The 14,844-nt window shown below is 29.5% G+C and carries 17 protein-coding genes; 11 read left to right on the top strand and 6 right to left on the bottom strand.

The features are described 5' to 3' along the window. Positions 1–27 precede the first annotated feature (27 nt). The 6 genes from WNY78_RS10275 to WNY78_RS10250 all read right to left on the bottom strand — a co-directional run bounded on the left by WNY78_RS10275 (position 28) and on the right by WNY78_RS10250 (position 5,822). On the bottom strand, positions 28–873 hold the full coding sequence (locus WNY78_RS10275; RefSeq protein ID WP_342873110.1) for a universal stress protein: 846 nt from the start codon (positions 871–873) through the stop codon (positions 28–30). Between the two features lie 15 nt (positions 874–888). Continuing rightward, on the bottom strand, positions 889–1,737 hold the full coding sequence (locus WNY78_RS10270) for a universal stress protein (RefSeq protein ID WP_342873109.1): 849 nt from the start codon (positions 1,735–1,737) through the stop codon (positions 889–891). A 200-nt stretch (positions 1,738–1,937) separates the two neighbouring features. Then, entirely contained in the window at positions 1,938–2,324 is a 387-nt protein-coding gene (locus WNY78_RS10265; protein ID WP_321230044.1) for a hypothetical protein, read from the bottom strand. A 13-nt stretch (positions 2,325–2,337) separates the two neighbouring features. Beyond that, positions 2,338–3,177, bottom strand: coding sequence for a universal stress protein (locus tag WNY78_RS10260; RefSeq protein ID WP_342873108.1), 840 nt, complete (start codon positions 3,175–3,177; stop codon positions 2,338–2,340). 90 nt (positions 3,178–3,267) lie between these two features. Next, positions 3,268–4,320 (bottom strand): response regulator, encoded by a 1,053-nt coding sequence (locus WNY78_RS10255; RefSeq protein WP_342873107.1) that lies wholly within the window; start codon positions 4,318–4,320, stop codon positions 3,268–3,270. Next, entirely contained in the window at positions 4,317–5,822 is a 1,506-nt protein-coding gene (locus WNY78_RS10250; RefSeq protein ID WP_342873106.1) for a PAS domain S-box protein, read from the bottom strand. Before WNY78_RS10250 ends, WNY78_RS10255 begins: the two co-directional genes overlap by 4 nt. A 160-nt stretch (positions 5,823–5,982) precedes the next feature. Here WNY78_RS10250 and WNY78_RS10245 point away from each other — a divergent pair, with 160 nt between their 5' ends. The 11 genes from WNY78_RS10245 to WNY78_RS10195 all read left to right on the top strand — a co-directional run bounded on the left by WNY78_RS10245 (position 5,983) and on the right by WNY78_RS10195 (position 14,769). After that, positions 5,983–6,393, top strand: coding sequence for a hypothetical protein (locus WNY78_RS10245; protein ID WP_342873105.1), 411 nt, complete (start codon positions 5,983–5,985; stop codon positions 6,391–6,393). Between the two features lie 2 nt (positions 6,394–6,395). After that, a complete protein-coding gene (locus WNY78_RS10240; protein ID WP_342873104.1) occupies positions 6,396–6,794 on the top strand; it encodes a DUF302 domain-containing protein in 399 nt (132 codons plus the stop codon). Next, a complete protein-coding gene (trxA, locus tag WNY78_RS10235; protein WP_342873103.1) occupies positions 6,784–7,080 on the top strand; it encodes a thioredoxin in 297 nt (98 codons plus the stop codon). The genes WNY78_RS10240 and trxA overlap by 11 nt, the downstream gene beginning before the upstream one ends. Before the next feature lie 9 nt (positions 7,081–7,089). Further along, the gene (locus WNY78_RS10230; RefSeq protein ID WP_342873102.1) at positions 7,090–7,719 is read left to right on the top strand and encodes a WG repeat-containing protein; all 630 of its coding nucleotides are present in this window, start codon (positions 7,090–7,092) and stop codon (positions 7,717–7,719) included. 3 nt (positions 7,720–7,722) lie between these two features. Continuing rightward, positions 7,723–8,808 (top strand): site-2 protease family protein, encoded by a 1,086-nt coding sequence (locus WNY78_RS10225; RefSeq protein ID WP_342873101.1) that lies wholly within the window; start codon positions 7,723–7,725, stop codon positions 8,806–8,808. A gap of 286 nt (positions 8,809–9,094) precedes the next feature. Further along, positions 9,095–9,709: a TetR/AcrR family transcriptional regulator gene (locus WNY78_RS10220; protein WP_342873100.1), complete on the top strand. Its 615-nt coding sequence runs from the start codon at positions 9,095–9,097 to the stop codon at positions 9,707–9,709. A 1-nt stretch (position 9,710) separates the two neighbouring features. Then, entirely contained in the window at positions 9,711–10,961 is a 1,251-nt protein-coding gene (locus WNY78_RS10215) for a TolC family protein (RefSeq protein ID WP_342873099.1), read from the top strand. Positions 10,962–10,971: 10 nt separating this feature from the next. After that, a complete protein-coding gene (locus WNY78_RS10210) occupies positions 10,972–11,865 on the top strand; it encodes an HlyD family efflux transporter periplasmic adaptor subunit (protein WP_342873098.1) in 894 nt (297 codons plus the stop codon). Then, complete coding sequence (locus WNY78_RS10205) at positions 11,865–12,767, top strand: ABC transporter ATP-binding protein (protein ID WP_342873097.1); 903 nt, start codon at positions 11,865–11,867, stop codon at positions 12,765–12,767. The genes WNY78_RS10210 and WNY78_RS10205 overlap by 1 nt, the downstream gene beginning before the upstream one ends. Next, entirely contained in the window at positions 12,767–13,495 is a 729-nt protein-coding gene (locus tag WNY78_RS10200) for an ABC transporter ATP-binding protein (RefSeq protein ID WP_342873096.1), read from the top strand. The genes WNY78_RS10205 and WNY78_RS10200 overlap by 1 nt, the downstream gene beginning before the upstream one ends. Positions 13,496–13,662: 167 nt before the next feature. Beyond that, the gene (locus tag WNY78_RS10195) at positions 13,663–14,769 is read left to right on the top strand and encodes an ABC transporter permease (RefSeq protein ID WP_342873095.1); all 1,107 of its coding nucleotides are present in this window, start codon (positions 13,663–13,665) and stop codon (positions 14,767–14,769) included. Positions 14,770–14,844 lie beyond the last annotated feature (75 nt).

Raw genomic sequence — 14,844 nt, 5'->3', positions numbered from 1 at the left:
TTTGAACTTTTGTAAAGTAGTGTTGACCTAAGTTTTTGAAGGTATTACTAGAAATGGAATGTTTAGATGGAATCCAATTTGATTGACTGTATTCTTAAAAAATAAATTTTCATAAAACGAATGTTTATTATTAATCATAACGAGTAAGTTGATTTTATGCTTTGTTTGAAATTCATTAATAGCTTCAGCAATATTCATACTTTTCACTTCATGAAATAAATAAGCAGTATGTTCAAAAATCGATTTTAAATTTGCTTTATTCTGTTCCTGATTTTCAGTTAAATCATGACCCGTTGAAATATGCATTGCATTGATACGAGAATAATTTTTCAAAACGATATCCTTTAAAATTTGAAGTTGTGAGTCTTTATGTTTGATTTCTAAATCTGTAGGGAATAAAATTTCATGTGGTGTTTCATATGTAAAGCCTGAAGGAATAGCCAAAATTGGACATTTAATTTCTTTGAATACATGTACTGTGTTTGAGCCAAATAAAATTTCTTTTGCTCCAGTAGCTCCCTTTGTACCCATCACTAAAAGATCAATATTATGTGTGACAATAAACTCTTTAATACCAGAAATTAAGGTGTCAAACCTTGCAGCAGTTTCAAATTTATGTTTTGGATTTTCACCAAAAAGATTAGTGATTCTCAAAAGTGTCTTCTTTAAATTTTCTTGAGAAGTTGTTCTAATAACATCACCCAAACCAAATTGAGCAGGATAGCCAAGGACATACTCAACATTATACACAACTGGAGTATAGGTGTTTAGGAGGTAAAATGTGCACTCCTCATTTTTATAGAGTTGTATGGCATAACTGATTGCGTTCCATGAATTTTCAGAAAAATCTGTTGGAAGAAGAATATGTTTCATAATATTATTTTTTAATTAAAATCGTGCTGTATTTTGCATTGCTAGTAAAGGTATTTCTAACCCTAGGCTCACTTTATCAAGTGTAGAAGGAAATAGCATGTCTTCTAAAAATGAGTGCTGTGTATTAACCATAGTTAAGATCTCAATATTATTTTCATTGATATATGTTGTTATAGTATCTGCTATTTTTTTACTGTTTTCTTGGATAAAGTTTACATCATTATCACGGAGTATATCTTTTATAAAAGCTTGATTGTCTTCTTGTCTAATTGAAAGCTGATTACTTGTTGAGATGTACAACACATCTATTGTACTTCTGTATGATTTTGCTAATTCAGACAATAATTTTAATTCACGACGCTTATAAGGAATTAGATAGTTAGTTGGGAATAAAATACGTTTAGGTTGCGTGTTTTTGTAATTGGAAGGGATTGCTAATACTGGACATTCAACATATTTTAAAACCTGAAATGTCTGGCTCCCAAAAACGATATGTCGTTCATCAGATTTACCTTTTGTTCCCATGACTATCAAATCTATGTTTTTGTCATTTGCAATGAGGTTTGCTTCTTCAACCAATGTGTTATATGCTGAAATAATATGGTACGTAAATTTAGGATTTGGTGATATGTTTTTAACCTTTTTTAGGAGGTTCTCTAAATTTGTTTGAGATTCTTTTTTAACGTTGCTTAATACATCTTTATAAACATCTCGTGACAGCAATTCATCATGATCATAGAATTCATTTTGATAAGCATGCATGAAATAGAATTTCGTTTTTTGGTATTTAAAAAATTCTAAAGCATATGTAATAGCATTCATAGAATTTTCTGAAAAATCTGTAGGAAGAAGTATAGATAGCATAGTGACTGTTTTAAGAATTCACTAGTAAAATTACGGAGTAGATTGGATGAAAACTATGATATATATCAGATGTACTTTATTAGGTAATATGTACAATTATTATAAGAGTTCTTTTGAGATACTCCATGTTTTTTGCCTCGTATTTATAAATGGTGATTTCTATTAGTTAAGTAATATCATACCTGACTTAATTTTAAGTTTTAGACAGGTATGATATTATAAACGACATTAAGTAAAAAGATACCAACAAGAAATAATAATGTATAAACCACTTGCACAAGTTTAATATTTGTGATTTCTAACCAAACCACTGTTTTTTTTGGAAACACAAATAAAGCTAAACCTAGATATAGTGATGACCAACCTATTAAGGTGATAATAACTTTATAGTTTGGTTCCCAAATATTATGAAATAAAATATTTAGTAAACCAACAATAATAGCCAAGAAAGAAAAAATGATTAAGAATTTTTCATCATTTAGATCATTGAATATTTGTTTAATACGTTTAGGATTTAGGCTTAAAATTAAAAAGAAAATAATTAGATACCAGCCCCAAAACTTTGCTAAAAAAATTGATTCATTCATAATTTAAAGTTATTTATTCGTGTAATACTAAAAATGGAATATGTGTATGATAGGTTATCTTCTCTACTTTAGAATGGAAAAATATACTTTGAAAATAATTTAGATTTTTAGCCACCATGACAATCAAACTTATGTCTCTACTTTCTACAAAGCATTGGATTGCATCTTCTACTTTTTTATTTGTGAGAAAATGAAAACTTGGTTTAAAATCTTCAAAATAATCTTGTAAAACATCTTTGTTTGTATGCTGATCGGTATTTAATACAGTGTCCTTTTTTTGGATATGAATAATTCGTAAACTTGCTTTAACCTTGTTTAGTAAATTGGCAAATGGTTGTAATGTGTTTATATCGTATGATAAACTAAAATCGGTTGGAAATGCAATTTCTTTTATTTTAGAATATCGTGCGTGTTCTGGCACAACTAATGTTGTGCATTTCACTTTTTTAATTACTTCACCAGAATTGCTGCCAATAATATATTCTTTAAGTCCTGAAGCACCTTTAGTACCCATTATTATCATGTCAATCTTTTTCTCCTCAACATGCTTCCTAATAGATTCTATAAAAAAGCCATAATCACTTAAGGTGTAAAATTTATGTTGCTTATTATGATTAGCACGAAGACTAATTTTCCTCAATAAGTCTTTTAGTTTTTTCTTTGAAGGCTTTATGTAATTGTTTTCTATTTCCTCATGTGTTGGGATATAAACAGAATCACCTACAACTAAGTTTTCTATTCTATTAACATGGAGTACATAAAAGTTACATGTTATATTTTCAAAAAAATCTAAGGCATATGCTATGGCATTCCAAGAGTTTTCAGAAAAATCTGTTGGTAATAAAATATTCATCTTTTAAATTTCTCATTATGAACAAATCTAAATTTATGATGAATGAAAAGAAATGATATTTCTCATGTTTAAAAAAACAGCAAGGAATAATTAGTAGATATCATGTAACTTCTGAAGATCTAAAATTTTAATATTTCTACCTTCTAATTCTATGAGACCTTGTTTTTTAAAATCGGAGATCGTTCTAATTAATGTTTCGGTAGCAATACCAGCAACGCTTGCCAAATCATTCCGCGAGATTTTAATTGGATCATCAGGTTTTGAATTTATTTTTTCAGCAAACCGTAAAATAGTAGATGCGGTTTTTTTCTGAACTGAGCTGTATGCCATTTGTAAAAGTTGATCTTTAACACCTGTGAGATCATCAGTTAGTAATTGGATAACCTCTAATGTCAATTTATGATTATTATTCAATACCTCTTTTAATTCTGCTTTAGAAACACCAACTAAATTTAAGTCTTTGATTGCTGTTGCGGTTTCTCTGTAAGGTATATTATGTGTAAAAGATGTATAACCAAATAGATCGTCTTCTTTATGAAGTGCTGTGGTGAGCTCTTTTCCTTTTTCATCAAATTTAAAGCACTTTACAGCGCCTTTAATAATTAAATAGATGTAATTAGAATTGTGACCTTCTTTGTAAATGATATCATTTTTTTTGTAATTAAAAATGGTGCCATTATCATCAAAGAAATTTTTTAAATCATTTAATGTTCTTAGTTCATCTTCAGTATTAGAAGGTGAATTTTTAAGGGATTCCCTCTCCTCTTTTAAGATGGACGCTTTTGCTATTCTACTTTTAATAGCACTCATAATTTCATCTTCATTAAAAGGTTTTGTGATGTAATCATCTGCACCTAAATTCATACCTTTTCTAACATCTCTTCGTTCAGTCTTGGCAGACAAAAATATAAAAGGGATAAACTTTGTTTCAGTATGTTTAGATAAACCTTCAAGCACACCATAACCATCAAGAATTGGCATCATAATATCGCAAACAATAATATCTGGTAAATGATCTAATGCCATTTCAAGTCCTATTTTTCCATTGCTTGCTGTTAGAACGTTATAGTCTGATAGTTCTAATAGTTCTGCAGTATTTTCTCTTAATACTGTATCATCTTCTATTAATAGTACTTTTTTCATAGTTGTGCTTTATTTGGAAGTTCTATTGTAAAAGTAGACCCTTTATGTTCTTCACTTTCAAAAGTAAGAGTGCCATTTAAATTTTCTAAATGATCTTTTGCTATATTTAGTCCAATTCCAGTGCCTTGCATGAGCAATGCATTTTCTGCTCTAAAATAACGATTAAATATGTTTTTTTGATCCTTTTTAGGAATCCCAATCCCATTATCTTTTATTTTAAAAGTGGTATGACTTTCATTTTGAGAAATAGTAATATCAATAACCGTATTTTCAGAAGAATATTTAATCGCATTATATATTAAATTAGATATAGCCAACTCTAGAATTTTTTCATCTTGGTACATTGAAAGATCGTCAATATTTTCTGGGTAATTTATTTGTTGACCATCCTTTAAAATCATATTTGCATTATAGATGACTTCATTTAAAACTTTACTTAATTTAAAATTGGTGAATTTATAATTGAATTTCCCTTTTTCTAATTTTTCTACGGAAAGAAAGTCATTTAAAATGGTATTGAGATATTGTACTTTATCATTAATTGTTCTTATATGTTTTTCTCGTTTATCTTGCTGTTCGGTTAATTTATATTTATTTAATAAAATTGTTGAAGTTAAAATACCACTTAAAGGAGTTTTAAATTCATGAGAAACCATAGATAAGAACTTTGTTTTTAAATCATTAAGGTCTTTTTCGGCAGTTAAAGCAGTTTTTAATTCTTTAGTTCTAATGTCTACTGTTTTTTCTAATTTCTCAGTATAATTTTTTTGTTCTGTGATGTCTAAAATAATAGCTACATACACATCTCTATCACCTAATTTTGAACGTTGCAAATGTACGTTTACAGGATATGTGCTTCCGGATTTTCTTTGATGAACTGTTTCAAATTCAATTTTTTCAATGTTTTTTTGATTGAGTTTTTCAAGCTCTTTTCTAAACTGAGATTCTGTATAATTAGGTTTAATATCAACAGGTGTCATGGTAATAATTTCCTCTAAATTATAACCTATATTTTTTTGAGCTCCAAAATTAGCATTTATAAACTGTAGCGTTTTTGCATCAAATACATAAACCTCATTTAGAGATTCTAAAATAATTTTTGTTAAATGATTTTTTTCTTGTTCTAATTTTTTACGTTCTGTAATATCAACAATCAATGCCATAACAAAATTCTTACCGTATACAGAAAAAGGGTTAAGACTGGCTTCAAGTGGAAAAATACTACCATCTTTTTTGGCGCCAAAAATATCCCGACCGTGTCCCATTCGACGTTGTTTATGATCTTTTACAAAACCTTTAAAATGGTCACCATGTTTTGCATGATAATTTTGTGGAATTAAGATATTAAGAGGTTGATTGAGCAACTCTTTACTGTTATATCCAAACATGAGCTCTGCGGATTTGTTGGTTTCAACTATATTTTGAAGTTCATCAACAACGATAACGCCTTCTGAAATGGAACCCAATAGAATATTAAAAATCTCTTTGTCTTGTTTGAACATTTATAAAGGTTGAATTTAAGTTATATAAAGATAATTAAATCTTATTCAAAAATCAAAAGCAATTACTAATGTTAAATATTGAAGTGTTCTAGACTGATTTATATCATTCTTTTAATGTAATGATACAATTATTTTTACTGTACAATTTAAAATGCACCACATGACAACTCAAAAGAAATTAACACTCGTATTTTATCAAAATTTAGGAAAACTATTTTTTGCTATTGCAGCATCTGATGGAACTGTTAGAGAACTTGAGTTTGATAAATTAAAAGCATTTGTTAAACAAGAATGGTTAGATGTTGATGATATCAATGATGCCTTTGGAGCTGATGCTGCTTATCAAATTGAAATTGTTTTTGATTGGCTTAAACATTCTGATGAACTTAATGTTCAAGCATGTTTTGATGATTTTATAAATTATAAAAATGATCAAAGCCAACTCTTTACAGCTGACATTCGGAAGTTGATTTTAAAAACAGCAACTTCAATAGCTTATGCTTTTTCAGGTATTAATAAAGCAGAATTAATTATGCTAGCTAAACTAGACATTGAATTAAAAAAATCTTGATTATGAGTTATTATTTTACGACGACGGTTAATGGACGTTTTGAATCCATAGAAAAGAGGGTAGTTGAGCTACTAAAAAATGAAGGATTTGGTGTGCTTACAAAAATTGATATACAGCAAACCTTAAGTGACAAACTACAAGTAGATTTTAAAAAATATACAATTTTAGGCGCTTGTAACCCACCATTTGCATATCAAGCATTGATGGCAGAGGATAAGATAGGGACTATGTTACCATGTAATGTTATTATACAAGAGCATTCGCCTAATGTCATTGAAGTCTCTGCAATAAATCCTATGGTATCTATGCAAGCTGTAGATAGTAAGACACTAGGGAAAGTAGCTCAAGAGGTAAGTCTTAAATTAGAGAATGTTATAAATAAGATAGAAAATGAAAAATAGTTTTAACAATATAATAAATTCTGACACACCTGTTTTAGTCGATTTTTTTGCTGATTGGTGTGGACCATGCAAAATGTTGGCGCCAATATTAAAACAGGTTAAAGAAGAACTGGGAGAAAGTGTGAAAATTATAAAAATTGATGTAGATAAAAATCAACCTTTGGCTGCCAAATACCAAGTTCGTGGTGTGCCTACTATGTTATTGTTTAAAAAAGGGAAACAAGTGTGGCGACAATCTGGAGTACTTCAAAAACAAGATATTATTAATAGTATTAACTCAAATTAAAACGACATTATGAAAACGTATCTAAAAGTAGAAAAAGCAATCATTTTATTTATAGTTATTGTGTTAATCCCAATCTTTAGTTTTACACAATCTCTTGAAAATATTGATTATATCTCGCCTATACATGAGGGTTTTGCAGCTATTGAAAAAGATGGTCAATGGGCATTCATTAATACTAATGGAGATATTGTTGTGGGTTTTAGAAATGATTTAGTTTCAACCAAATCAGCACAAGGAACTTATCCGATTTTTGAAGAGAATAGGTGTTTAATTCAGGAAGAAAAAGATGGTATTTCTTATTTTGGCTACATAGATTCTTCTGGTAAAACCATTATTGAACCACAATTTTTAAATGCCACCAATTTTAATAATGGATATGCAATAGCATTAGAATTGGTAAAAGAAATTAGAGGTCGAAATGTAGCTTTAGACAAAGATATCGTTTACTATAAATATTTTGAAACCATTATAGACAAGAATGGTAAAATAAAACACTATATAAAACCACCAGGAGTTAATATAGTTTTGGATAGAAAGTTTTTGAAAGAACCACCTAAAATTAATTCAAAACGCCTATCAGATAATCTATATGCTTTTTTGGATAAAAACAAATGGTCATTAATTACTATTAAGAACTAAAACATGAAAAGTAATTTAAGTTTAGGTAGTATTTCTGGAATAAAAATAAAAGTGCATTGGACATTTTTCTTTTTAATTGCTTGGATTGTATTTGATGAGCTAAAACGAGGAGGAAGCGCAGATAGTATTTTCTTTAACATTGCTTTTGTTTTAGCAGTTTTTCTGTGTGTCGTACTGCATGAACTGGGTCACGCTTTAACAGCAAAACATTTTGGTGTTAAAACCGAAAAAATAACATTGCTTCCAATAGGAGGTGTGGCAAGTTTTGACAAAATACCAGAGTCTCCTAAGCAAGAACTTCTCATAGTTATAGCAGGTCCTTTAGTTAATGTTGTTATAGCTATTTTACTATATTTTGTAGTTCCAATAGAAGATATATTCAGTCAAAGTTTTACAGATGCCTATGAAATATTTGTGAGTTTCACATTTCAGAATTTTTTATTTTTCTTATTTATAGTAAACGTTGGTTTGGTATTGTTTAATATGATTCCTGCTTTCCCAATGGATGGCGGACGATTATTAAGAGCATTATTAGCTTTAAAAATAAATCGAGTAAAAGCAACACAAATAGCAGCAAGTATAGGTCAATTTATCGCAGTTGTATTTTTATTAGTTGGTTTACTTTATAATCCGTTTCTCATTTTTATTGCTTTGTTTATATTTTTAGGAGCCTATGGCGAAAATCAAATGGTACAACATATGGCATTACTTAAAGGTCATACTGTTGAAGATGCAATGTTACTTAATATAACAACATTTAATCCTAAAGATTCTATAGATCTTGTAGTTAATAAGATAATTTCTGGAACTGAAATTAACTTTGTTGTAACTGAAGACGGTTTAATTAAAGGGCTTTTATATCATAGACAAATAATTGAAAACTCAAATAAGAATGTTTTAGTTGGAAATGTGATGGATACAAACTTTAAAACAGTCAAAAATACAGATGATCTTAAATCAATATATCCTCTCATTTATAATAAGAAGCAAAAATTTATTCCGGTAGTAAATCAAGGCAAACTAGTTGGAGCTATTGATTTTGTAAACCTGAATGAATATATAATGTTACAATCAAAATTAGCCTATTAAAAAGATAACAATGCGTTGCTATTGCTCTATTAAATAGCCCTTTCATAAGTATCGGATTTGAATCTAGAGGGAATTTGAATCACTATAATGAAGAAAATATATACAATATTTTAAAGTAGTTAAGTATTGAAAAAAGTTTGTCCCTTTTAGTGATAGCTCATGATAAAAATTTTGTAAATAAAGCAAATTGAATTATCAGAATTTTAAAATGCTAGCATAGAGTTGGTTGCTCAAATGTAAAACTTTTGTATCTTTGTTAACCAATTGGTTAAACCATTTAGTTGAAATGAAAAAAACAAAAGACGAAAATACCGAAGAACAAATATTAAACGCTGCAAAAAGTATATTTCAGACTAAAGGAATGATTGGAGCTAGAATGCAAGAAATTGCAGATAAAGCAGGTATTAATAAAGCTATGCTTCATTACTATTATAGAAATAAACAATTGTTGTTTGAAGCCGTATTTAAAAATGCGTTTTCATTATTAGCACCACAATTAAATGCTGTTTTAAATGATGATTCTTCTATTGAAGAGAAAGTGAAACACTTTACATCAAACTATATCACATTTATTGTTAAACATCCTTATTTGCCCAATTTTATCATTCAAGAACTCAATAGAAATCCAGATTTTATTTTGAAAATGAAAGACAATCCAGGTTTTCCTAATCTTGAGAAATTTAAAAAACAAGTTCAAATTGAAGTTGAAAATGGCATTATAAAACCGATTAGTGCAGAACAATTATTTATGAATATTATGGCTTTAAATATTTTTCCATTTGTAGCTAAACCTTTAATCATGGCATTTACAAATACAGATGATGAAGCCTACAAGCAACTAATTGAAGATCGTAAAACTGAAGTTGCCGACTTTATTATTAATTCTATAAAGAACACATAAAATGAAAAAACTATTAATCATTTTAATTTTCATAATCGCATTACCAAGTGTTGCACAACAAAGCATCTCTTTAGAAGAATGTTATACTTTAGTGACTGCAAACTATCCTTTAGCAAAACAAGAGCAACTATTAGATGCACAAAACAAATTGGATAAAGCCATTATTTCTACTTCAAAATTACCACAATTTAGTTTAGATGCACAAGCAACATATCAGTCTGATGTTATTGAAATTCCTATCCCAAATGCGAATATAGAGCCATTAAATAAAGATCAATATCGTGCTACACTTTCTGTCAATCAACTAATTTATAATGGTGGATTAACAGATGCCTCTTTAAATTTAAAATCTGCTCAATTAAAAACGAAACAAAAGCAACTTGAAGTTAGTCTGTACCAATTAAAACAACAGATTAATCAACTCTATTTTTCAGTATTATTAGTTCAAGAATCTGAGTTGTTATTAAATGCTAAACGAACACAGCTAGAGTCCAAACTTAAAGAAGTGAAATCAGGTATTAAATATGGTGTGGTTTTACCATCTTCTGATAAAGTGTTAGAAGCAGAATTATTAAAAATAAGCCAACAATCTCAAGAGCTGTTGAGTAATAAAATAGCACTTATTGAAACGCTTTCGAGTTTAATATTTCAACCATTAGATATTTATACTCAATTTCAAAATCCACTTGTAGAGACGCAATTAAATACAGAATTAAAAAGACCTGAATTAGACTTATTTCAATATAAAAAACAAGAAATAGAAAACTCTGAAAGCTTAATCGCAAAACAAAATTCTCCAAAATTACTTGGTTTTGCAACAGGTGGTTATGGTAATCCAGGATTAAATATGCTCGATAATTCTTTTCAACCATTTTATACTGTTGGTGTCAAATTGAATTGGATTGTTTTTGATTGGAATTCTAACAAAAAACAACGAGAATCACTAGCTGTCAACAAAGATATTTTGGATACTGAAACTGAAATTTTCACATTGAATACTAATATTGAGCTCAATCAACAACAAAAAGAAATCAATAAAATTGAAAGCTTTATCGCTTCAGATTTAGAAATTATTAGCCTTAGAAAAGAAGTTCTTAAGTCTGCAGATTCTCAACTCAAAAATGGCGTGATTACCTCTTCAGCTTACATAACAGAGCTTACCAATTTATTTGAAGATGAAAATACGTTGGTGAGACATAGGGTTCAATTGCAACTCGCAAAAGCAAATTATAATGTTATTAAAGGACAATAAATATATAAAAATGAAAAAGCACAACTATATATTAGGATTAAGTATCATAGCTTCAAGTTTGTTTTCCTGCGGAAATGATAACGGAAAAGCAGATGGTTACGGAAATTTTGAAGCTACTGAAATAACCATTTCATCAGAAAATAACGGAAAACTAATGCAATTTGATGTAAGTGAAGGCGACGTACTTCAAAAGGAGCAATTTATTGGTTACATCGATACCATTCCGTTGGCATTAAAAAGAGAACAATTAGAAGTTTCAAAAGCAGTAATTAGTTCTAAATCAAAAGGTGTTTTATCACAAATCAATGTGTTAAATGCTAAATTAAAAACTGCAAACACAAATAAAATGCGAGCTGAAAACCTTATAAAAGATAATGCAGGAACGCAAAAACAATTAGATGATATTACAGGAGAGATTGATGTTATTCAAAGTCAAATTAGAAGTGTAGAAATCCAAAATGCACCTGTTGTTAACGAGCTAAAATCTATTGATGTGCAACTAAAACAAATTGACGATCAAATTCTAAAAAGTAAAATCATAAACCCATCAAACGGAACCGTATTAACCAAATACGCTGAGCCAAATGAGATTACAGCTTTTGGGAAACCATTGTATAAAATTGCCAATTTAAACACGATGCAACTACGTGTTTATATTAGCGAAACACAATTGGCAAATATCAAAATAGGTCAGGAAGTGACTGTGAAAATAGATGATGCAGAGACTATGAAATCTTATAAAGGAATTATTAGTTGGATTGCTTCGGAAGCAGAGTTTACTCCCAAAATAATTCAAACAAAAGAAGAACGTGTGGCTTTAGTATATGCTGCAAAAATAGATGTTGTCAATGATGGAAGTTTGAAAATAGGAATGCCAGCAGAACTATGGATAAATAAAAACTAATGAGCATAATCATTAACAACATATCAAAATCTTACAAAAAAGTAAATGCTTTAAAAGACATTTCTTTTACCGTAAAACCAAATGAATTGTTTGGTATTATTGGGCCAGATGGAGCAGGGAAAACAACACTTTTTAGGATTTTAACAACACTTTTAATTGCTAATGAAGGTACAGCAACAGTTGCAGGTTTTGATGTGCTTGCAGATTATAAAAAGATAAGGAATAGTGTAGGTTATATGCCAGGGAAATTTTCACTCTATCAAGATTTAACGGTTGAAGAAAACTTAAATTTTTTCGCAACTATTTTCGGAACAACGATTGAAGAAAATTACGATTTAATAAAAGAAATTTATGTGCAAATAGAACCATTTAAAGATCGAAGAGCAGGAAAATTATCTGGTGGAATGAAACAAAAGTTAGCGTTGTGTTGTGCGTTAATCCATAAACCTAAAGTGTTGTTTTTAGATGAGCCAACAACAGGAGTTGACCCAGTATCTAGAAAAGAATTTTGGGAAATGTTGAAACGATTACAACAAAGGGATATTACTATTTTGGTGTCTACACCTTATATGGATGAAGCTGCATTATGTGATAGAATTGCACTCATTCAAGACGGGAAAATTTTAGAGATTGATACACCTGAGGCCATTGTAAAACATTATCCAAAGCAAATTTATAATGTACGAGCAAATAATATGTATCAGCTCATTAACAGTTTAAAAAACTATGAGCACAACCACAGCGTGTATCCTTTTGGTGAATATGTACATTATACAGATCGTAGATCCGATTTTAATCCAGAAGAATTACAAATGTATTTAGAATTGAAAAATTTGTCCAATATAGAAATTGATAAAACAGTAGCTACTATTGAAGACACATTTATGGAATTGGCAAAATAATGAATAACACTAAAGTCATACAAGTAGAAGGGTTAACCAAAATGTTTGGAGATTTTACAGCCGTAAATGCTATAACTTTTAATGTCGAAAAAGGCGAAATTTTTGGATTTTTAGGAGCAAATGGAGCAGGAAAAACAACAGCTATGAAAATGCTAATTGGTATTTCAAAACCAACTTCGGGTAAAGCTATGGTTGCAGGTTTTGATGTGTTTACTAATGCAGAAGACATCAAAAAAAACATAGGTTATATGAGTCAGAAATTTGCCTTGTATGACGATTTAACCGTTAAAGAAAATATCACATTCTTTGGTGGAATTTATGGTTTGTCAAGAAAAATTATCAAAGAAAAATCTGCTGTATTAATAGAGGAGTTAGGGCTAGAAAAAGTGGCAAATAAATTAGTAGGATCCTTACCATTAGGTTGGAAGCAGAAATTATCCTTTTCGGTGTCTTTACTTCACGATCCAAAAATTGTGTTTTTAGATGAGCCAACAGGTGGAGTTGATCCCATTACAAGACGACAGTTTTGGGAAATGATCTATAAAGCAGCAAGCTTAGGTACAACCGTTTTTGTAACCACACATTATATGGATGAAGCAGAATATTGCGATAGAGTGTCTATCATGGTAAATGGAAAAATTGAAGCTTTAGATACACCTAAAAAATTAAAAGAGCATTATCAAGCTGCCAACATGAATGATGTGTTTTTAAAACTAGCTAGAGGATGAAAATAAAGTTTGCAGTCGCAGTCACAGTTTGCAGTATAAAAACTCTTTGAACCTCAGTGGTTTCTCTGTGTATCTCTGTGTATCTCTGTGTAATAGATTACAGATCAAAGGGTGAAATAGAAAAATAATAACTTAAAAAGAGATTCCTGCTTTCGCAGGAACATGAGATGAAAAGATTTATAGGCTTCATAAAAAAAGAATTCTATCATATTTTTAGAGATAGACGCTCGTTATTTATTCTCTTTGGTATGCCAATTGCCCAAATCATGCTTTTTGGTTTTGCGATTACTAATGAAATCAATAATGTTGATATTGCCATTTTAGACCATTCAAAAGACGCAACTACTGAAGAAATTATTAATAAGATTTCGGCTTCTAAATATTTCAGTGTTAAACAAATGATTAATCGTGAGGCAGATATTGCTTCAGTGTTTAAAAAAGGTCAGGTTAAAGCCGTTTTGAATTTTGAAGCAGATTTCAGTAAAAACCTTATTAAAAAAAACAAAGCTACAATTCAAATTATTACAGACGCAACAGATCCAAATACTGCAAATACAATAAGTAATTATGTCAACGCCATTCTTCAGCAATATCAAAAAGGATTGAATAAAAACATTACAATCGCCTATCAAATTATACCACAAACACGTATGGTTTACAATCCAGAATTAAAAAGTGTATACATGTTTGTTCCTGGTGTTATGACTATTATTTTAATGTTGGTTTCTGCTATGATGACGTCCATTTCTATTACTAGAGAAAAAGAATTAGGAACTATGGAAATCCTTTTGGTTTCACCTTTAAAACCAATTCAAGTTATTGTTGGGAAAGTGTTTCCGTATATTTTTCTATCAATTATAAATGCTATAGTTATTGTTGTGTTGAGCATATTTATCTTCAAAATGCCAGTTCAAGGAAGTTTGTTTTTATTGGCTTTTGAAAGTGTTCTTTTCATAATTAGTGCTTTAGCTTTAGGGATTTTAATTTCTACCATTTCAGCAACACAACAAACCGCAATGATGATTTCTTTAATGGGATTAATGCTTCCCGTAATTTTACTTTCGGGATTTATTTTTCCTATTTCAAGTATGCCTTTGCCATTGCAAATGATTAGCAATATTGTACCAGCAAAATGGTTTATAATAATCATTAAGGGCATTATGCTTAAAGGTGTTGGATTACAATATGTTTGGAAAGAAACTTTGATTTTAGTTGGAATGACTGTGTTTTTTATTGCAATAAGTGTAAAGAAATATAAAATACGATTAGAGTAAAAGAGTAAAGTTGTATCATCGAACGTAGTCGAGATGTTTATTAAAAAATGAAATTTAAAAAGAGATTCCCACTGA

It is taken from the genome of Psychroserpens sp. AS72 (assembly GCF_038900375.1).
Classification (GTDB): Bacteria; Bacteroidota; Bacteroidia; order Flavobacteriales; family Flavobacteriaceae; genus Psychroserpens.
The sequence above is the reverse complement of the archived record's forward strand: the minus strand, read 5'-3'. Positions and strand labels throughout refer to the sequence as shown.